The sequence below is a fragment of the Burkholderia sp. Bp9004 genome, from assembly GCF_003858025.1.
GTDB lineage: Bacteria > Pseudomonadota > Gammaproteobacteria > Burkholderiales > Burkholderiaceae > Burkholderia > Burkholderia diffusa.
In genome coordinates, this window is sequence record NZ_QTQD01000001.1 from 473,647 (window position 1) to 493,895 (window position 20,249).

The 20,249-nt window shown below is 68.0% G+C and carries 13 protein-coding genes; 9 read left to right on the top strand and 4 right to left on the bottom strand.

From position 1 onward, the window contains the following. Positions 1 to 57 precede the first annotated feature (57 nt). Positions 58 to 1,842, top strand: coding sequence for an amino acid ABC transporter permease/ATP-binding protein (locus DIE08_RS36510; RefSeq protein ID WP_124900855.1), 1,785 nt, complete (start codon positions 58 to 60; stop codon positions 1,840 to 1,842). A gap of 34 nt (positions 1,843 to 1,876) precedes the next feature. Then, entirely contained in the window at positions 1,877 to 2,806 is a 930-nt protein-coding gene (locus tag DIE08_RS01940) for an ABC transporter substrate-binding protein (protein WP_124900856.1), read from the top strand. A gap of 91 nt (positions 2,807 to 2,897) precedes the next feature. Here DIE08_RS01940 and DIE08_RS01945 read toward each other — a convergent pair whose 3' ends face one another. Both DIE08_RS01945 and DIE08_RS01950 read right to left on the bottom strand, forming a co-directional pair. Then, positions 2,898 to 3,992 (bottom strand): LLM class flavin-dependent oxidoreductase, encoded by a 1,095-nt coding sequence (locus DIE08_RS01945; protein WP_124622723.1) that lies wholly within the window; start codon positions 3,990 to 3,992, stop codon positions 2,898 to 2,900. 52 nt (positions 3,993 to 4,044) lie between these two features. Then, positions 4,045 to 5,010, bottom strand: coding sequence for an ABC transporter substrate-binding protein (locus DIE08_RS01950; protein ID WP_124622725.1), 966 nt, complete (start codon positions 5,008 to 5,010; stop codon positions 4,045 to 4,047). A 299-nt stretch (positions 5,011 to 5,309) separates the two neighbouring features. Between DIE08_RS01950 and DIE08_RS01955 the strand changes: the two genes are divergently transcribed. The 3 genes from DIE08_RS01955 to DIE08_RS01970 all read left to right on the top strand — a co-directional run bounded on the left by DIE08_RS01955 (position 5,310) and on the right by DIE08_RS01970 (position 8,576). After that, positions 5,310 to 6,227: a serine aminopeptidase domain-containing protein gene (locus DIE08_RS01955; RefSeq protein WP_124900857.1), complete on the top strand. Its 918-nt coding sequence runs from the start codon at positions 5,310 to 5,312 to the stop codon at positions 6,225 to 6,227. Beyond that, complete coding sequence (locus tag DIE08_RS01960) at positions 6,224 to 6,655, top strand: MarR family winged helix-turn-helix transcriptional regulator (protein ID WP_124622729.1); 432 nt, start codon at positions 6,224 to 6,226, stop codon at positions 6,653 to 6,655. Before DIE08_RS01955 ends, DIE08_RS01960 begins: the two co-directional genes overlap by 4 nt. Before the next feature lie 460 nt (positions 6,656 to 7,115). Further along, positions 7,116 to 8,576, top strand: a complete 1,461-nt coding sequence (locus DIE08_RS01970) for a sialidase family protein (RefSeq protein ID WP_124622733.1) — start codon at positions 7,116 to 7,118, stop codon at positions 8,574 to 8,576. Between the two features lie 64 nt (positions 8,577 to 8,640). Here the strand turns inward: DIE08_RS01970 and adhP are convergent, their stop codons facing one another. Beyond that, positions 8,641 to 9,669 (bottom strand): alcohol dehydrogenase AdhP, encoded by a 1,029-nt coding sequence (gene adhP, locus DIE08_RS01975; protein ID WP_124900859.1) that lies wholly within the window; start codon positions 9,667 to 9,669, stop codon positions 8,641 to 8,643. A gap of 474 nt (positions 9,670 to 10,143) precedes the next feature. On the opposite strand from adhP, the gene DIE08_RS01980 reads away from it, so the two are divergent. The 3 genes from DIE08_RS01980 to otsA all read left to right on the top strand — a co-directional run bounded on the left by DIE08_RS01980 (position 10,144) and on the right by otsA (position 16,161). Beyond that, entirely contained in the window at positions 10,144 to 12,171 is a 2,028-nt protein-coding gene (locus DIE08_RS01980; protein ID WP_124900860.1) for a TonB-dependent receptor, read from the top strand. A gap of 412 nt (positions 12,172 to 12,583) precedes the next feature. Then, positions 12,584 to 14,221: a methyl-accepting chemotaxis protein gene (locus DIE08_RS01985; RefSeq protein WP_124900861.1), complete on the top strand. Its 1,638-nt coding sequence runs from the start codon at positions 12,584 to 12,586 to the stop codon at positions 14,219 to 14,221. 533 nt (positions 14,222 to 14,754) lie between these two features. Next, entirely contained in the window at positions 14,755 to 16,161 is a 1,407-nt protein-coding gene (gene otsA, locus DIE08_RS01990) for an alpha,alpha-trehalose-phosphate synthase (UDP-forming) (RefSeq protein ID WP_124622739.1), read from the top strand. A 33-nt stretch (positions 16,162 to 16,194) separates the two neighbouring features. Here the strand turns inward: otsA and ftsH are convergent, their stop codons facing one another. After that, positions 16,195 to 18,162 (bottom strand): ATP-dependent zinc metalloprotease FtsH, encoded by a 1,968-nt coding sequence (ftsH, locus tag DIE08_RS01995; RefSeq protein WP_124900862.1) that lies wholly within the window; start codon positions 18,160 to 18,162, stop codon positions 16,195 to 16,197. Positions 18,163 to 18,575: 413 nt separating this feature from the next. Between ftsH and DIE08_RS02000 the strand changes: the two genes are divergently transcribed. Then, positions 18,576 to 20,240 carry an acid phosphatase gene (locus tag DIE08_RS02000; protein WP_124900863.1) on the top strand — a complete coding sequence of 555 codons (1,665 nt, stop codon included), beginning with the start codon at positions 18,576 to 18,578 and terminating at the stop codon, positions 20,238 to 20,240. Positions 20,241 to 20,249 lie beyond the last annotated feature (9 nt).

Below are 20,249 nucleotides of genomic sequence, written 5' to 3' on the forward strand. Positions count from 1 at the left end.
CCGGCGCTGCGCCTTACCCGCCGCATCCGGCCCACTCGATCGAGGACCCTCACCGACATGAGCGACACGACACATCTCGGCGGCGCGCTGCCGCCGCTTGCTTCCTCCCACGCCCGTGACGCCGGCACGCGCCCGCGGATCGTGCCGGCCCGGCACCGGTCGCGCACGGTCGGCGCCGTGCTCGCGCTCGTGCTGATCGCGCTCGCGCTGCATTCGATTCTCGGCAACCCGCAGTGGGGCTGGCCGGTGTTCGCCGAATGGTTCCTGTCGCCGCCGGTGCTGTCCGGGCTCGCGCGCACGCTGGTGCTGACGCTCCTCGGCGCGGTGTTCGGCTTCGCGCTCGGCGCGCTGGTCGCGCTGGCCCGGCTGTCGCGCTCGCGCCTGCTCGCCGCGAGCGCGTGGACGTTCGTGTGGCTGTTCCGGTCGATTCCGCTGATCGTGCTGCTGCTGATCCTCAACAACCTCGGCTACCTGTACGAACACGTACGGCTCGGCGTGCCGTTCACCAACATCGTGTGGTTCGACACGCCGACCACCGACCTGATCAGCCCGTTCCTCGCGGCCGTGCTCGGCCTCACGCTGAACCACGCGGCGTTTTCCGCGGAAGTGATTCGCGGCGGCATTCTCGCGGTCGACCAGGGGCAGCTCGAAGCGGCCGCCGCGCTCGGCTTGCCGCGCGGCCGCCAGACCACGCGGATCGTGTTGCCGCAGGCGATGCGCGCGATCCTGCCGACCGCGTTCAACGACCTGATCACGCTCGCGAAAGGCACGTCGATGGTCTACGTACTCGCGATGCCCGAACTGTTCTACACGGTGCAGGTCATCTATCGCCGCAATCTCGAGGTGATTCCGCTGCTGATGGTCGCGACCGTCTGGTACCTGATCATCCTGACCGTGCTGTCCGCGATCCAGGTCCAGGTCGAGCGCCACTATGCGCGCGGCGCGCTGCGCAATCCGCCGCCGTCGGCGCTGACGTTCGTGCTGGCGCGCATCGGTGCGCTGCGGCGGCGTGCGGCGACACGCAGCGCAACGGCCGATGCGACGCTTCAGGGCACGACCGCTGACGCGCCCGTGCCGCGCACCGGCGGCGAAGTCGCCGTGCACAACGTGTCGAAGCAGTTCGGCACGCAGCGTGTGCTCGACAACGTGTCGTTCGTCGCGCCGCGCGGCAGCGTGACTGTGATCGTCGGGCCGTCCGGCTCCGGCAAGTCGACGCTGCTGCGCACGATCAACCATCTCGAACGCATCGACGACGGCTTCATCGACATCGACGGTGAGCTGATCGGCTATCGGCGCGACGGCGACGCGCTGCACGAGCTGAAGGAGCGCGACGTGCTGAAGCGGCGCACGGCGGTCGGGATGGTGTTCCAGAACTTCAACCTGTTTCCGCACCTGACGGTGCTCGAGAACCTGATCGAGGCGCCGGTCGCCGTCGGCGGCGTCACGCGCGAGGCCGCCGAGCGCACCGCGCGCACGCTGCTCGCGCGCGTCGGCCTCGCCGACAAGGCCGATGCGTACCCGCGCCAGCTGTCTGGCGGCCAGCAGCAGCGCGTCGCGATCGCGCGGGCGCTCGCGTTGCGCCCGAAGGTGCTGCTGTTCGACGAGCCGACGTCGGCGCTCGATCCCGAACTGGTCAACGAAGTGCTCGACGTGATCAAGGAGCTGGCGCGTTCGGGCACCACGCTCGTGATCGTCACACACGAGATCGGCTTCGCGCGCGAAGTCGCGGACCACGTGCTGTTCATGGAGCACGGCCGCATCGTCGAGTCGGGCCCGCCCGCCGTCGTGCTCGACGCGCCGGCCCATCCGCGCACGCGCGCGTTCCTGTCGCGGGTGCTCTGATGCGCGCCGCTCACGACCTCCGGGGCAACCGACGATGATCGACCGACGCCAGTTCATGACCGCCACGCTGGCGGCCGCCGCCGGCCTCCCGTGGCACGCGGCCGACGCCGCCGCGACTGCCGACCTCGATCCGCGCCAGGCCGGCCGGATCCGCGCGTCGCGCGACGATGCGGCGATTCGTGCGGCAAGCAGCTACCGCTGGGTACGCGACGGAGCCTTCACGGTCGCGATTTCTCCGCACGCGCCACCGGTGTCGACCTATGCGACCGACGCACGCACCGTGGTCGGGGCCGATCCCGACTATGCGCAGCTCGTCGCCGACTCGCTCGGTCGCACGCTGGTGCTGGTGCCGATCGCGTGGGCAGACTGGCCCCTCGGGCTCACGTCGGGCAAGTACGATGCCGTGATCTCGAACGTCGGCGTGACCGAGAAGCGCAAGGAGAAATACGATTTCACGACCTATCGGCTCGGGCTGCACGGCTTCTACGTGCGCACCGCGAGTCCGATCGCGAAGATTGCCGAGCCGAAGAATGTCGCGGGCCTGCGCATCATCACGGGTGCGGGCACGAGCCAGGAGCGCATCCTGCTCGAATGGAGCCGGCGCAATGTCGCGCAGGGGCTGAAGGCGACCGAACTGCTCTATTTCGACGACGATGCGGCCGCCCGTGTCGCGCTGCTGTCGGGCCGCGCCGATGCCGAGCTGAACCCGAATGCGTCGCTGGCTTACGAGGCCGCGCGCGACGGCAGGATTCGCCGGGTCGGCGTCGTCAACGCGGGCTGGCCGGCAAATGCGGATGTCGCGATCGCGACGCGTCGCGGCAGCGGGCTCGCGCCGGCGCTCACGCTCGCGACGAACGCGCTCATCGGCAACGGCCGCTACGGGCAGGCGCTGGCGCGCTGGGGGTTGCAGAGCGAGGCGGTCGCGCGCGCGGAGACGAATCCGCCGGGGTTGCCGTCGTTCTGACTCGATGCGCCGACCCGTGAAATGAAATCGCCCCGGCATTCCACGATCGACATGCCGGGGCGAAACGACAAGACAAGACAACCTTCGCCGCCTACGCCGTCACCGCCTCGTGATACCGGTCGAGTTCCGCGACATGCGCGTGAATCGCCGGAATCAGATCGCGCCCATAGGCCAGCGCATCGTCGAGCGGATCGAAACCGCGAATCAGGAACGTCGACACGCCGAGCCGGTAATACGCGCCGAGCGCCCGCGCAACCTGTTCCGGCGTGCCGACGAGCGCGGTCGAATTCCAGCGCGCGCCGGTCAGGTTCGCGACGCCCATCCACAACCGCTCGTCGAGCACGTCGCCCTGCGCGGCCGCGGCCATCAACCGTTGCGAGCCCGCATTCTGCGGTGCGTGACCGTCGATCGGCTGGCCGTTCGCGAGCCGCGCCGCGCGCACGCGCGCACGGATCCGCTCGGCTTTTTCCCACGCGGCGGCTTCGGTGCTCGCGACGATCGGCCGGAACGACACGCTGATGCGCGGCGCGCGTCCGAACGGCGCCGCGGCGGCCCGCACGCGCGCGATCTGCTCGCGCACCGCGGCGAGCGGCTCGCCCCACGTCATGTAGACGTCCGCGTGTTGCCCGGCCACCGCCAGCGCGGCCGGCGACGAACCGCCGAAATAGATCGGCACGTGCGGGCGCTGCGCGCCCTTCACGACCGGCGACGCACCGCGCAGCCGATAGAACGCGCCGTCGTGATCGACCGGCGCGTCGGCGAGCCAGATGCGTTTCAGCACGTCGAGATATTCGCCGGTGCGACGATAGCGTGCGTCGTGCGGCACGAAATCGCCGTCGCGCTGCAGATCGGCATCGTCGCCGCCCGACACGACGTTCAGCGCGAGCCGGCCGCCGCTGAACACGTCGAGCGTGGCGATCTGCCGCGCGGCCGCCGACGGCACGATCACGCCCGGCCGGTGCGCGAGCAGGATGCGGATGCGTTCGGTCGCGGCGGCCGCGAACGACGCGACGATGAAACCATCCGCCGCGTTGCTGAAATGGCCGACCAGGATCTGGTCGAAGCCGGCGGCTTCGTGCGCCTGCGCGAAGCGCCGCACGTAGTCGGGCTGAACGGCGGCGCCGCCCGGTACGTCGACCTCCGCGCCGGGCGTCGCGGTGATCATGCCGATGATGTCGACGGGCATGTCGGGTTGTCCTTCTGATGGTGGATCGGAACGGGCGGGCGTGGCGGCACGGTCACTGCGCGGCGGCCGTCTTTTGCGCGGGCGCCGCGAATGCGCCCGCATACGACCGGTCGAGCAGCTTCGCCGTGTCGTAGGCGGCCGGAATCACGCCGGCCTTGTGCAGGAAGTCGGCCGTGTTCTGCGCATCCTTCGCGGCCGTGTCGTCGACGGGGCCCACGCGCTGGTGCGCGTTGTCGAGCCAGCGGTACGCGACGTCCGGCTCGAGCTTCGCGCGCTTCGCCCACAGGTCGGCATACTCGCGCGGATGACTGTCGACCCACTGGCGTGCGGCCACCACGCGTTTCAGGAAATCGGTGATCTCCGCGCGCCTGGCCGTAGCCGCCTGCTCGTTCGCCGCGACGAAGCTCAGCGCGGGCATCAGGCCCTGCGCGGTCGTCACCGGCCGCGCGCCTTGCCGCAGCGCGAGCGTGCTGACGAACGGCTCCCACAGCGACACGGCGTCGACCGAGCCGTTCGCGAGCGCGTTGGTCGCATCGATCGGCATCAGGTAAGCGTACTTGACGGAATCCGCGCGCAGGCCAGCGTGTTCGAGCGCGCGCAGCACGAGCTGCTGGCTCCATGCGCCGCGCCAGACGGCCACGGTCTTGCCCTGCAGGTCGGCGACGGTGCGCACCGGCGAGTTCTTCGGCACGAGGATCGCGACGCCGTCGAGGCTCTGCCGCGACACCGCGATCACTTTCACCGGCGCGCCGCGCGCGGCCAGCGTGAGCAGCGCGGAATCGCCGAGGAAGCCGATGTCGATCGCATTGCCGTTCAGGCTTTCGGCAACGGGCGCGGCGGCCTGGAAGTGCTTCCACTCGATCGTGTAAGGCAAGTCCTTCAGCACGCCGGACGCCTCCATCGACGCCTGGATGTTGAAGTAATTCTGTTCACCGACGCGCAGCGTGACAGTGTCTTTGGCGATGCCCGGCTGCGCGGCGAGCGCGAGCAGCAGCGCCGTGACGATTCGGCTCAACAACGTGATCTCCCCGATGGTTGGCGGACGGCCGCGCGACGGCGTCGCCCTTGGGTCCGCTTGCCGCGACGGCCGGCGGACGGATGAAACCGATGAAGATACGGCGATCCGCTTCATGAGACAAACGCAATATTCTTCTATGCAAAGATGCAAATGTTTTATGGATGAGTCGCCACGAAGCGCCGCCGGCCGCCACGCTTCGCGCAACACCGTTCGAATGATTCCTCGATAGATATTTCGTGCACGAAATAAACCACGCACTATATTTCGCATACGAAATAACTACCCGAATGAGGATGGCCATGACGTCAGACCCCGTGGAGTTTTGCGCCGCCGACGGCTATACGCTGCGCGGCACGCTGTGGTTGCCGGACACGCTGCCGCGCGCGCTGGTGTTGATCCATCCGGCTACCGCCGTGCCGGAGCGGCTGTACGCGGGCTTCGCGCGCTTCCTGACCGAACGCGGCTTCGCGGCGCTGACCTACAACTATCGCGGCATCGGTGCGTCGCGGCCCGCGCGGCTGAGCGCGCTGCAGGCTCGCATGCGCGACTGGGTCGAGCTCGATGTGGGCGCCGCGATCGCGTGGGCGCGTAACGCGTACGCAGGGTTGCCGCTGCTGGCGGTCGGGCATAGCGTCGGCGGTCACGCGATCGGGCTGTCGGCCGGCACCGCGCACCTGCGCGCGGCCGTGCTCGTCGCCGCGCACGCGGGCAGCACGCGGCTGATTTCCCGCGCGGCCGAGCGGCTGAAGGTGCGGCTGATCCTGCGCGTGCTCGGCCCGCTCGCGTCCGCGCTGCTCGGCTACGTGCCGGGCAAGCGTCTCGGGCTCGGCGAGGACCTCCCCGCCGGCGTGTTCCGCGAGTGGAGCCGCTGGACCACGTTGCCGCGCTACTTCTTCGACGATCCGACGCTCGGGGCAGCCGAGCGCTTCTCGAAGCAGCAGTTGCCGATTCTCGCGCTCGGCTTTGACGACGATCCGTGGGCGAACCCGCCCGCGATCGACCTGCTGGTAAGCTACCTGACCCGGGCGGCCGTCGAACGCCGCCAGATCGATCCGAACGCCGCGGGAAGCGGACCGGTCGGACACATGGGTTTCTTCCGCAGCCGGCCAGGCACCGTGCTGTGGCCAGCGGTCGCAGACTGGCTCGCGCAGGCACTCGACGCGCCGCGCGCGGCGGGTCGCCCGTCCCTTTCCATTGCAGCCGGGAACCGAGCTTGAGCGAAGACCGACGACTGTTTTTCCTGTTGACCATCGGCCAGCGGCGCGTGCAGCGCTGGGTCGATCGCAAGGCCGAGACCGATGCGCGCGCCAGCGCCGCGCAGGCCGGCGTGCTGTTCTGCCTCGCGAGGCAGGACGGCGCGCTGATCGGCGAAGTCGGCGCGGCGCTGCAACTGGCGCCGTCCGCGATGACGGGGCTCGCCGACCGGATGGCGAAGGCCGGCCTGCTCGCGCGTCACGCCGATTCGGACGACGGGCGTGCAACGCGCCTGTTCCTGACCGACGAAGGACAAGCGGCGCTCAAGCGTGCGCGCGTGGCGCTGCGCGAGCTGAACGGCAAGCTGTGTGACGGGTTTTCCGACGCCGAACTCGACGTCGTCGCGCGCTGGCTGCACGCATTGCAGGACCGCTTTCCGACCGAACGCTGAACGGCGCCGGCGGTGCGCCGCATCGGCACGATGCCGCGTAATCGATAGCGATTCCGATTCGCGCTTTCGATTCGGTTTCCGAACTTTCCGGCGGCAAATTTTGCGTTCCGGATGCACCGCTTCGGCAACGCTTTCCGGCTACGTCCTGTTACAAAAAATTGCCTCCCGCGCCGCATACCGATCGCCTACATTGCTATCCACTTCGACGCATTCGTCATATGCACGGACTGGCCTTCCCGTCGCGTGCGCATCCTTGGGCGCACTCGACAAGCAATGAAAACGAAGAGGTGTCTTGACCGACGTGCTGGCGGCATCCAGCACACGCGGATTGCGATGACTGAAGCGGCCTCCTGAACGACACGATCCGACGCGTGGCACGGCATCCATTGCCGCCGCGTACCGGTGCGCGACGTGCCGCTGCGCCCCGACATCGCCGCCGCACGTGAACGAGGAGCAGTCCATGCGACACACGATGGTATCCCACTCGCTTGTCACCCGCCTCACCCGCCTGTCCGCCACGATGGGAATGGCGATGGCCGCCGCCGCGGCCGCGCATGCCGACCCCGTGGTCGTGTCCGGCCCGAGCCCGTTCGCCGCCTGCACCATCGGCGGCCCCGGCACGAACTACGTGAACGCCGAGGTCGAACCATGGCTCTCGGTCAATCCGGCGAACCCGACCAACATGATCGGCGTGTGGCAGCAGGATCGCTGGTCGAACGGCGGCGCCCACGGGCTCGTCGCCGGCTACACGTTCGACGGCGGTGCGACCTGGGCGCGCACGCCGCAACCGTTCAGCGCCTGCGCGCCGGGCGGGCTCAAGTACGAGCGCGCGTCAGATCCGTGGGTGTCGTTCGGGCCCGACGGCACCGCGTATTCGGTATCGATCTCGTTCAACCAGTCGAACAACGGCAATGCGGTCGCGGCCTCGGTGTCGACCGACGGCGGACAGACGTGGAGCAGCCCGGCCGTGCTGATCGCGAACGACGAACCGACGACACAGTTCTTCAACGACAAGGAATCGGTCACGGCGAACCCGGTGAAGGCCGGCACGGCCTACGCGGTGTGGGACCGCCTCGAACTGCCGAACGGCAACCCGTACGCGAACCTGCACACGCAGGCATATCGCGGGCCGACATTCTTCTCGAAGACGGTCGACGGCGGCAAGACGTGGAGCAGAGCGAAGGTCATCGTCAACGTGCCGTCGCGTCAGCAGACGATCGGCAACCAGATCGTCGTCGACCCGAAGACCGGTACGCTCTACGACTTCTTCGACCTGATCCAGCCGCCGTTCAGCAAGGCGGCCGGCAAGGTCGCGTTCATCAAGTCGACCGACGACGGCGCGACCTGGACGAAGCCGCAGGTGATCGCCGGGCTGCAGACGGTCGGCGTGACCGATCCGAACACCGGCGAACCGGTACGCACCGGCGACATCATTCCGGAGCCCGCGATCGATCCGGCATCGGGGCAACTGTACGTCGTCTGGCAGGACAGCCGCTTCAACGGCGGCAACTACGACGAGATCGCGCTGTCGACGTCGAAGGACGGCGGCGCGAGCTGGAGCGCGCCGCTGCAAGTGAACACGCCAACCGGGCGTGCCGCGTTCAATCCGTCGGTGCGCGTCGACAATGCCGGCTCGGTGATGGTCACCTACTACGACTTCCGCGACCTGCAGGCCGGCAACACGACGACGCTGCCGACCGGGTTCTGGCGCAAGATCTCGCACGACGGCGGCACCACGTTCGCCGACGAGCGGCGCGTCGGCGGCCCGTTCGACATGAAGCTCGCGCCGAACGCGGAAGGCTTCTTCATCGGCGATTACCAGGGGCTCGACGTGCTGCCGTCGTCGTCGTTCCATCCGTTCTTCGTCCAGACCAACGCGGGCAACCTGACGAACCGCACCGACGTGTTCTTCGCGCCGTGATGCACGCGTGAGCGCAGCGCTGCCGCGACGCCCCTCGCGTCGCGGCAGCGTGCCCGCATGCGCGTCAATGCATGTCGGTCAGCACGATGCGGCCGTCGACCTTCCCTTCGCGCAGCCGCGCGAATATCTCGTTGATGTTGCCGAGCCGGTCACGATGGATATGCGCGCGCACCAGCCCGTCCGCCGCGAAATCGAGTGATTCCTGCAGATCGCGACGCGTGCCGACGATCGAGCCGCGCACCGTGATGCCGTTCAGCACGGTCGAGAAGATCGGCAACGGGAAATCGCCGGGCGGCAAGCCGTTGAGCGCCACCGTGCCGCCACGCCGCACCATCCCGAGCGCCTGCGCGAACGCACTGCGCGACACGGCCGTGACCAGCACGCCATGCGCCCCGCCGATCTCCTTCTGGATGACCTTCGCCGGATCGTCGGTCGACGCATCGATCGTCAGTTGTGCGCCAAGCTGGCGAGCGAGTTCGAGCTTGGCCGGAGACACGTCGATCGCCGCGACGTGCAGGCCCATCGCGCGCGCGTATTGCACGGCCACGTGGCCGAGCCCGCCGATACCCGAAATCGCGATCCATTGGCCCGGACGCGTGTCGGTGACGCGAATCCCCTTGTAGACGGTTACGCCCGCGCACAGGATCGGCGCGATCTCGTCGAACGCGACCTGCGCGGGCAGATGGCCGACGTAGTCGGGATCGGCCAGCACGTATTCCGCGTAGCTGCCGTTCACCGAATAGCCGGTGTTCTGCTGCCCGTGGCAAAGGGTTTCCCAGCCGGTGTGGCAGTACTCGCAGTGGCCGCACGCCGTGTAGAGCCACGGCACGCCGACGCGGTCGCCCTCGCGCACGTGCGTGACGCCCGCGCCGACCGCCGCGACGACGCCCACGCCTTCGTGTCCGGGAATGAACGGCAGCGTCGGCTTCACGGGCCAGTCGCCGTCGGCTGCGTGCAGGTCCGTATGGCAGACACCCGTCGCCTTGATGTTGACGAGGATCTGGCCAGGGCCCGGCGTCGGGATCGGCACTTCCTCGATGCGCAACGGTTCGCCGAACGCGTGCACCACCGCCGCTTTCATGGTTTGAGTCATGCGTCGCTCCTGTCTGGTCGATGACCGCGCCAGTATCCGGGCTCGAAACCGGAACGCATTGATGCGCATCAACGGGGCAGAAATCGTGCGCGCCGGCGGCGCATTCATCGCGAGACATGGTCGCTCGCGCCGCCGGTGCCGGTGCCGGTCTGAACGTCCCGCCGCTGCGTTCTCGGCCATTTCGGCAGGTTGTCGGAGACCCTGTGGGCTACCGCCGTTTCGCTTGGAATTTGTAATGATATAACATATCATTTTGCGAACTCGTCCATCTGAAACCGTTCCGCCCGGGTGGCCGGGTTACGCCGAGTCATATCCAAACGGGTCACTGCGCGTCGCAGACGCAACAATATATCGTATCAAGTGATGACCCGCATGTCTCGTTTCCCGATCCGATTCCAACCCATTCCAACCGATTCACCGACCATGCGCGACCTCCCTCTTCTACCGCTTCGCCCGCTACCGCCCGTTTCGCTGATGTTGTTCGCCGCCGTCGCGCACGCACAGGCCGATACGCCCGCCTCGTCGACGCCGACGCACACCACGCCGCTCGCGCCGATTTTCGTGACCGCGAACCCGCTCGGCGACACCGAGCTGATCTCGCCGACCGTGCAACTGTCCGGCGACGCGCTGACGCGCCGCCAGGCCGATTCGCTCGGCGAAACGCTCGACGGCCTGCCCGGCGTATCGACCACCACCTACGGGCCGATGGTCGGCCGCCCGATCATCCGCGGGATGGACGGCGACCGGATCCGCCTGCTGCAGAACGGCGTCGCCGCCTACGACGCGTCGTCGCTGTCGTACGACCACGCGGTGCCGCAGGATCCGCTGTCGATCGAGCGCGTCGAGATCGTGCGCGGGCCGGCCGCGCTGCTGTACGGCGGCAACGCGGTCGGCGGGGTCGTCAACACGATCGACAACCGGATTCCGCGAGAGGCGATCGAAGGCGTGACGGGCGCGCTCGACGCGCGCTACGGTGGCGCCAATTCGGTGCGCGCGGGCGCCGCGCAGGTCGAAGGCGGCAACGGCCGCTTTGCGTTCCATGTCGACGCATTCGACCGGGAAACGAGCAGGCTGCGGATTCCCGGCTACGCGCGCAGCAGCCAGCAACGGGCGATCGACGGCCCCGACACGCCGCAACCGTACGGCAACGTGCCGAACAGCGACGGCCGCGTGCATGGCGGCGCGCTCGGCGCGTCGTACACGTGGGCCGATGGCTTCGCGGGCCTGTCGTACAGCGGCTACGAGTCGAACTACGGCTCCGTCGCCGAGGACGACGTGCGCTTGCGGATGCGCCAGGAGCGCCTCGCGCTCGCGTCCGAGGTGCGCAACCTGAGCGGCCCGTTCACGACGCTGAAGTTCGACTTCGCGTACACCGACTATCGCCACAAGGAAGTCGACAACGGCGAGACGGCCACCACCTTCCGCAACCGCGGCTACGAGGCGCGCATCGAGGCGCGGCATCGCAGGATCGGCCCGTTCGAAGGCGCGATCGGTGTTCAGTTCGGCCAGAACACGTTCTCGGCGCTCGGCGACGAAATGCTCGTGCCGTCCACGCGAACGAACAGCGTCGCGCTATTCGGTCTCGAGGAATGGCAGGTCGTCCCCGCGCTGAAGCTGAGCCTCGGCGGGCGCTTCGAGCACGTGAAGATCGATCCCGATCCGGCCGGTATCGAGAAATTCGCGGTCGCGCAGCCGCGCGACTTCAATGCCGGCAGCGTATCGGCCGGCGCGCTGTTCTCGCTGACGCCCGTGTGGTCGGTCACGGCGAACGTCGCGTACACGGAACGCGCGCCGACCTTCTACGAGTTGTACTCGAACGGCCCGCACGACGCGACCGGCCAGTTCCTGATCGGCAACCCGAACGCGTCGAAGGAAAAGGCCGTGTCGACCGACCTGTCGCTACGCTATGCGAGCGGCCCGAACCGCGGCAGCGTCGGCGTGTTCTACAACCGCTTTTCCAACTACCTGACTGAGTACAACACGGGCCGCATCGTGAACGACGACGGCGAACCGGTCGCGCCCGGCGCCGGCGATACGCTCGACGAAGCCATCTATCGCGGCGTGCGCGCCGAGTTCTACGGCGTCGAACTCGATGGCAAGTGGCGCGCATTCTCGCGGCGCGGTCACACGGTCGACCTGGAACTGACCGCCGACTACACGCATGCACGCAACGTCGACACCGGCCAGCCGCTGCCGCGCATCGCGCCGCTGCGCGCGACGCTCGCGGCCGACTATGGCTACGGCCCGTTCGGTGCGCGCGCACAGGTCACGCACGCGTGGTCGCAGCACCGCGTGCCCGACAACGACGTTCCGACCGACGGCTACACGTCGCTCGGCGTGATGCTCACGTACAAGTTCCGTGTCGGCGCGACGCACTGGCTCGCGTACCTGCGCGGCGACAACCTGACGAACCAGGAGATCCGCTATGCGACCTCGGTCGTGCGCGGCTTCGCACCGCAAGGCGGCCGCAGCATGATGGCCGGCCTGCGCACGACGTTCTGATCGCCGGACGGCCCGCGGCGCCGGCCGCGGGCCGGGTCGAACGGGCGCACATTCTTAGCCTCTTTTACAGGGCCAAATCGGGCGTTCCCGAGCGTCCGAACGTAAATGCGCGATTCACCCGTAAATCAAGGAACATACCAATCTGGCGATTTGAGAAACCGACCAGAACGTATTAACTTTCGGTAAAAAGTCGATTTTTATGTCCGCGTATGAACGCGACGATCATTGATGATTCCCGAGCCTTGATCCGGATCGAGAAAGCCCAGCCGGCGAGGGTTCCAAGCGAAATAAAATAAATATCAGGGTTTTCGATGGGTAAAGAAATATCCGGCATTCCCGTTAATGACGGCACGGGCCTGCACGCGGTCGAACAACAAATCTCCATCGCCAACCACTCGCACAGAGGCACATCGTGAAAATCGCCAGAATAACGATCAAAGCAAAACTGCTTGGCGGCTTCGGTTTGCTCGCCGTGGTCGTCGTGGTCGTGTCGGGCATGGCGCTGAAAGCGCTGTCCGATACGAACGACGAGTTTTCCCGGTACATGAACGGCGTCAATGCGCGCGCAAACCTGTCCGCGCAAATCCGTACGGCGGTCGACCGGCGCGCGATCGCCGCGCGCAATCTGGTGCTCGTGACCACGCCGTCCGACATCCAGCTCGAACTGGCCGAAGTGCAGCAGGCGCACAAGGACGTGCAGGACCGCCTCGCGAAGCTGAAGGACATGATGGTGAATGCGACCGACACGACCGACCGCGCGCGCGAACTGGTCGCCGAGATCGTGCGCGTCGAAGCGAGCTACGGGCCCGTCGCGCTGAATATCGTCGGGCTCGCGCAGGCCGGCAAGAAGGACGAGGCGACCGCCGATATCGACAATCGCTGCCGTCCGTTGCTTGCGCAACTGGTTCGCGCAACCGATGCGTACGCAACCTATACGCACGAGCGTGAAGTCGCGATCGCGCAGGCGTTCTCGGATCGCTACGCGATCGAGCGCAACTTGCTGCTGGCCATCTGCGCAATCGCGATCGCGGTGGCGGTTGGCGGCGGCCTGTGGCTGACGCGCAGGATCACCACACCGATCGTCGCGGCAGTCGACGTCGCGCGCACGGTGGCCAATGGCGATCTCGGCAGCCGTATCAGCGTGAGCGGCAACGACGAGACGCGCGACCTGCTCGACGCGCTGCGCACGATGAATGCGCGGCTGATCGACATCGTCGGTCGCGTGCGCGATTCGTCGAACAGCATCGCGCATGCGGTAGGCGAGATCGCATCGGGCAATCTCGACCTGAGCCAGCGCACCGAGGAACAGGCCGCATCGCTGCAGGAGACCGCCGCGACGATGGAGCAATTCACGTCGACGGTGCGCCTGAACGCGGAGAACGCGCAGCAGGCGAGCACGCTCGCCGCGAACGCGTCGGACGTCGCGCTGCGCGGCAGCGCGGTGGTCGGCCGCGTGGTCGATACGATGACGGAGATCGGCAACAGCTCGTCGAAAATTGCGGACATCACCGGGATCATCGAAAGCATCGCATTCCAGACCAACATCCTCGCGCTGAACGCGGCAGTCGAGGCGGCACGCGCGGGCGAACAGGGCCGCGGCTTCGCGGTCGTCGCGAGCGAGGTGCGCAGCCTCGCGCAACGTTCGTCCACCGCTGCGAAGGAAATCAAGGAGCTGATCTCGGCATCGGTACAGACGATCCAGGACGGCTCGGCGCTCGCGGGCGAAGCCGGCAAGACGATGTCGGACGTGACGCGAGCCGTCGCGCGCGTCACCGACATCATGGGTGAAATCGCGGCCGCATCGGCTGAACAGAGCCGCGGCATCGACCAGGTGAACCTGACGATCACGCAGATGGACGAGACGACGCAGCAGAACGCGGCACTCGTCGAACAGGCCGCGGCCGCGTCGAAATCGCTCGAGGCGCAGGGCCGCGATCTGTCGGAGACGGTGTCCGCGTTCCGGATGCCGGCCGGCGAACATGCAGCGTCGGCACACGCGCGCGCGCAAGCAGACGACAGCGCGTCGCACTGGCAGGCTGCTGCCGCATAACGTGTCACGCGTGTCACGCGTAACGCGTCGCACGGAACACGGCCCGGCTGCGCATCGCCACCGCCTGCGTGCGACGGTCGTCGCGCTCGTGCGAACCTGAAACGCCAGGCGTCGCGCGGCACGCTCCATGTGTCCGCGGCACGCATCCTCGCCGCGTCGACCACGCACATCGCGATCGATCGAAGCAATTTCGATCGACACGGAGCACGATCGGGCGCGTCCGTCCACGATCCCCTTTCTCCAGGATCGCCGCCTCCCGTTGCACACGCTGCCGCGCAATTTCCGGTCCCGCCCGCCCTGCACGCGAAACGGCAAGTGTTGAACCGCCTGCGAATTCGTCGATCGCGGTCATGCACTTTTAAATCATGCGAATGACGAGTATCCTAAAAAAAGCACTCCACGTTCGAACGGCGAATCGCGTTCCCTGATTCCCGTCCGCTCGTATCGCGGCCCCATCGCGCCACGCGTCGATGGCGGCGTCCGCCTCGCGCCCTGGCCGCACGAACCTTCCCCAACCATTCGCAGGAGAGCTGGTGAGCCGACTCGTCGTCGTATCCAATCGCATTGCAGATCCCCGTAAAGCCGCGGCAGGCGGGCTTGCCGTGGCCGTGAAAGACAGCCTGCAGGAATCGGGCGGCGTCTGGTTCGGGTGGAGCGGCAGGCTGCGCGGCGACGGCGAACGCCCCGCGCACGGCGACGACGTGCAGATCCAGAACGTCGGCGGCATCCAGCTCGCGACGATCGATCTCGATCCGCAGGATTACGACGCGTATTACCTCGGCTACTCGAACAACGTGCTGTGGCCGGTGTTCCACTACCGCCTCGATCTCGCGCAGTTCGACCGCCGCTTCGCGGACGGCTACCGGCGTGTGAACCAGTTGTTCGCGCGCAAGCTGAGCACGCTGCTGCGCCCCGACGACGTCGTCTGGGTCCACGATTACCAGCTGATTCCGCTCGCCGCCGAACTGCGTGCGATGGGCTGCAGGAATCCTATCGGCTTCTTCCTGCACATTCCGATGCCGCCGCCGCCGATCATGGCCGCGATCCCGGAGCACGAGTGGCTGATGCGCTCGCTGTTCGCCTACGATCTCGTCGGCTTCCAGACCGAATCGGATCTCCTTCACTTCGAGCACTACGTCGAGGCGGAAGCCGGCGCCGCGCGGCTACCGGACGGCCGCCTGCACGCGTTCGGCCGCACGCTGTCGGCCGGTGCGTTCCCGATCGGCATCAACGTCGACGAATTCGCGGCGCTCGCGGAGAACCGCGACGGCATCGACATGTTCGAGCGGATGCGCGACGAGTATTCGCGTCGCCAGTTGCTCGTCGGCGTCGACCGGCTCGACTACACGAAGGGGCTGCCGCAGCGCGTGCACGCGTTCCGTCAGTTGCTCGAACAATATCCGGAGAACCGCGACCGCGCGACGCTGATCCAGATCGCCGCACCAAGCCGCGAGGATCTCGGCGCGTACGACGACCTGCGGCGCGAGATGGACAGCCTGTGCGGCGCGATCAACGGCGATTACGGCGAACTCGAGTGGATGCCGATGCGCTACATCCACCGCACGGTCGCGCGCAAGCGCTTGCCGGGCCTCTACCGCGCGAGCCGCGTCGCGCTCGTCACGCCGCTGCGCGATGGCATGAACCTGGTCGCGAAGGAGTTTCTCGCCGCGCAGGACGAGGCCGATCCGGGCGTGCTCGTGCTGTCGCGTTTCGCGGGCGCGGCCGAGCAGTTGAAGCCCGCGCTGCTCGTCAATCCGTACGACACGCAAGGCACCGCGCAGGCGATCCAGCGCGCGCTCACGATGCCGCTCGACGAACGCCGCCAGCGCCACGACGCGCTGATGGCGATCGTGCGCAAGACCGACGTGCACTGGTGGCGCACGCGCTTTCTCGACGCGCTCGCCGAAGCGGCGGAAGTCGCCGCCGCGACCGAGTCCTGACGCGCCGCGTCCTGCCGGCGACAGGCTCGCGCTTCAGCGTTCGGGTTCGCGCGGCGGCCCGTATGCGACGAAATCGCGCTCGATCGCCGACGCCTGCTCCGGCGCATTCGCGCCCGCGCAAGGCCCGGGATCGGTCGTGGACGGCACGGCGCCAGGCGCCTCGCGCCCGTCGATCAGCGCCTGCAACGCATCGCGTTCGAGCACCTCGCACGCAAGAAGCCGTCGTGCGATCCGCTCGAGCGCATCGCGACGTTCTCCGAGCGTCGACGCGACGCGCGCATGCGCATCGGTCAGCAGCGTATGCACCTCGTCGTCGATCATCCGTGCGGTGTGCTCGCTGCAGCGCCCCTCGCCCGAATGCCATGCGCCCGGCATGCCGGTGCGCGCATCGCCGTCGTCGAAGCTCACCAGCCCGATCCGCTCGCTCATCCCGTACTGCATGACCATGTGGCGCGCCATTGCGGTCGCGCGCTCGAGATCGTTCTGCGCGCCCGTCGACACGTCGCCGAATACGAGTTCTTCCGCGACACGCCCGCCGAGCAGCGCGTCGATCCGATCGAGCAGCTCGCTGCGGCGCAGGACGTAGCGATCCTCGGTCGGCACCTGCTGCGTATAGCCGAGCGCGGCCACGCCGCGCGGAATGATCGACACCTTCTTTACCGGATCGCAATGCGCGCGGCTTTCCGCGACGAGCGCATGGCCGGCTTCGTGATAGGCGATCGTCAGCTTCTCCTGCGCGTTCATCACGCGGCTCTTGCGCTCGAGGCCCGTCAGCGCGCGATCGATCGCCTCGTCGAAGTCGTCCATCCCGATCGCCGGCTTGCCGAGCTCCGCCGCATGCAGCGCGGCCTCGTTGACGACGTTCGCGAGATCGGCGCCGACGAAGCCCGGCGTGCGCGACGCGAGTTCGCCGAGGTCGACGTCGGCCGCGAGCTTCACGTGCTTCACGTGCACGCCGAGGATCTGGCGGCGGCCGTTCACGTCGGGCCGGTCGATCGCGATGTGACGGTCGAAGCGGCCCGGGCGCAGCAGTGCCGGATCGAGAATCTCCGGCCGGTTGGTCGCGGCCATGATGATCACGCCGGAGCCGGCCTGGAAGCCGTCCATCTCGACGAGCAACTGATTGAGCGTCTGCTCGCGCTCGTCGTTACCCGACATCGGGCCGACCCCGCGCACCTTGCCGAGCGCATCGAGCTCGTCGACGAACACGATGCACGGCGCCTTCTGCTGCGCCTGCTCGAACAGGTCGCGCACGCGCGCCGCGCCGACGCCGACGAACATCTCGACGAACGCCGAGCCGCTGATCGAGAAGAACGGCACGGCCGCCTCGCCCGCCACCGCGCGCGCGAGCAACGTCTTGCCGGTGCCGGGCGCGCCGACAACCAGCACGCCCTTCGGAATCTTGCCGCCGAGCCGCTGGTAGCGATCCGGATCGCGCAGGAACGCGACGAGCTGCTGCAGCTCGGCCTTCGCTTCGTCGATGCCCGCGATGTCGTCGAACGTGATGCCGGTTTCCTGCTGCACGTAGACGCGTGCGCGGCTCTTGCCCATCCCGGTGAAATCCTGCAGCCCGCCGCGCTTGCGCAGCATCAGGTTCCAGATGAACACGAACGCGACGAGCGGCACCAGCCACGACGCGAGCGACGCGATCCAGCCGGTGTCGGACGCGCCGTGGAAGCGGATGCCGGCGGCGGTCAGCGCGTCGATCAACTGCGGGTCGGTCACGCGGTTGGTGGCGAAGCGCGGCGGCGTGCCCTCCGACTTCAGGGCCGCGACTTCGGACGCCGGCAGCATCGCGCCGGCCTGCGGCATCGTCAGCGTGCCCGTGATCGTCGTCGATCCGATCTCGAGATCGTCGACGAGCCGCGCGGCGACGAGCCGATGGAAATCGCTGTACGCGATCAGCGTCGACGTCGGACGCAGCATCAGCAACTGCGCGGCGAACAGCACGAAGAAGCCCGCCGCGATCAGCAATCCTGCGTAGTCGAATTTCCTGTCCATGGCATCGGGCCGGCCGGTCACGCCGCCGCGCGCTTATGCGTGCCCGCGCGCCGGGCCGGCACGCGGCATCGGCAGCCACGCGCATACGGAACGCATCCGCGTCATCTTCGCCTCGTTTCGTCGCATGAATGACACCGCGAAGGCGCGCCACGCGCCGTTCGCGCGGACGACGCACGGCAACGCGCCGCCCGTGATTCAAGTCTAGTTCGCGCGCAAGCGTCGCGCATTGTCCGACAAACAGCTTTCATCGAGGCGGGCGGCCACGTTATAGTCGCGTTCATGACATTTCCGTGACAGCCGGCATCGCCCCGCCCGGGCGCGACGCCGGCCGTTGCGTCCCGTCCCGCGTCGCGGCAGGCCGCGTGACGCCGCCGCGCATCGAACGACAACCGCCCATCCGAGGAGCTCACGACGTGAACGACACCCCCGATCGCCCCGACGACCTTCCCGTTGATCCCGACCGCCGCCGCATGCTCGGCGGCCTCGCCGCGCTCGGCGCCGGCGTCGCGCTCGGCGGCTGCGAGACCACGCCGGGCGCCGCGCCGCGCACCGCCGCCGACCTGCGGCTCGACGAGGCGCTGCGCCGGCAGGTGCGCCACATCGTCGTGATCTATGCGGAAAACCGCAGCTTCGCGAACCTGTATGGCGACTTCCCCGGTGTGCGCTACCCGCTGAGCGAGGTGCGGCCCGAGCATGCGCAGCAGCTCGATCGCGACGGCAAGACGCCGTTGCCGGTGCTGCCGAAAATCTGGGGCGGACTCGTGCCGCAGGCGCAGGAAGTGGACGGCAAGCGCTACGCGATCGCCGAGCGCGACATCGACAAGCTGCCGAACGCGCCGTTCCGGATCGCCGACGCGCAGGGCAAGCCGCTGCCCAATGGCGTAATCACGCGCGACCTGTGGCACCGCTTCTACCAGAACCAGATGCAGATCGCGGGCGGCCGCAACAACCAGTTTGCCGCATGGGCCGATTCGGGCGGCCTCGTGATGGGCCATTACCGCAATTCGGCCGACACGCTGCGGCTGTGGAATCTCGCACGGCAATACACGCTGTGCGACAACTTCTTCATGGCGGCCTTCGGCGGTTCGTGGCTGAACCACATGTTCCTGATTTCCGCGCAGCCGCCGATCTATCCGGATGCACACCGCCATCCGCACGCGGCGAAGCTGCTGTCGAAGGTCGACGGCGACGATCCGGCCGGCACACGGCTGACGCTCGCCGCCGATTCGCCGGCATCCGCGCTCGAGGGCCCGCCGAAGTTCGCGGTCGACGGCCCGCTGACGCCCGACGGCTACGGCGTCAACACGATGGCGCCGCCGTACCAGCCGAGCTACGTGCCGCCGGCCGATCCGGGCAACGCGGCATACGCGGATCCGGCCGACCATCGCGTGATCCCGCCGCAAGCCCATGCGACGATCGGCGACCGCCTGTCGGAGAAGAACGTCGACTGGGCGTGGTACAGCGGCGCGTGGCAATACGCGCTCGAGCACCGCGACACGGGCACGGTGCCGGATTTCCAGTATCACCATCAGCCGTTCAACTACTTCGCGAACTATGCGCCCGGCACCGACGCGCGCCGCAAGCACCTGCGCGACGCGGGCCTCGGCGACGAGCCGTCGACCAACCGCTTCATCGCCGACATCGACGCGGGCCGCCTGCCGGCCGTCGCGTTCTACAAGCCGCAAGGCAACCTGAACATGCACGCGGGCTATGCGGACGTCGAATCCGGCGATCGCCACATCGCGAACGTGATCGAACGCATCCGGCGCGGCCCGCAGTGGGCGAACACCGTGATCGTGATGACGCACGACGAGAACGGCGGCTGGTGGGATCACGTCGCGCCGCCGGTCGGCGATCGCTGGGGCCCCGGCTCACGGATTCCCGCGCTCGTGATCTCGCCGTTCGCGAAGAAGGGTTACGTCGACCACACGATGTACGACACGAACTCGATCCTGCGCTTCATCAGCCGCGTGCACGGGCTCGCGCCGCTCGACGGCGTCGCCGCGCGCGACAAGGCGTTCGCGTCGCGCGGCGCGACGCCGCCGGGCGACCTGACGAACGCGCTCGATCTCGGCTGACGGCCTGTC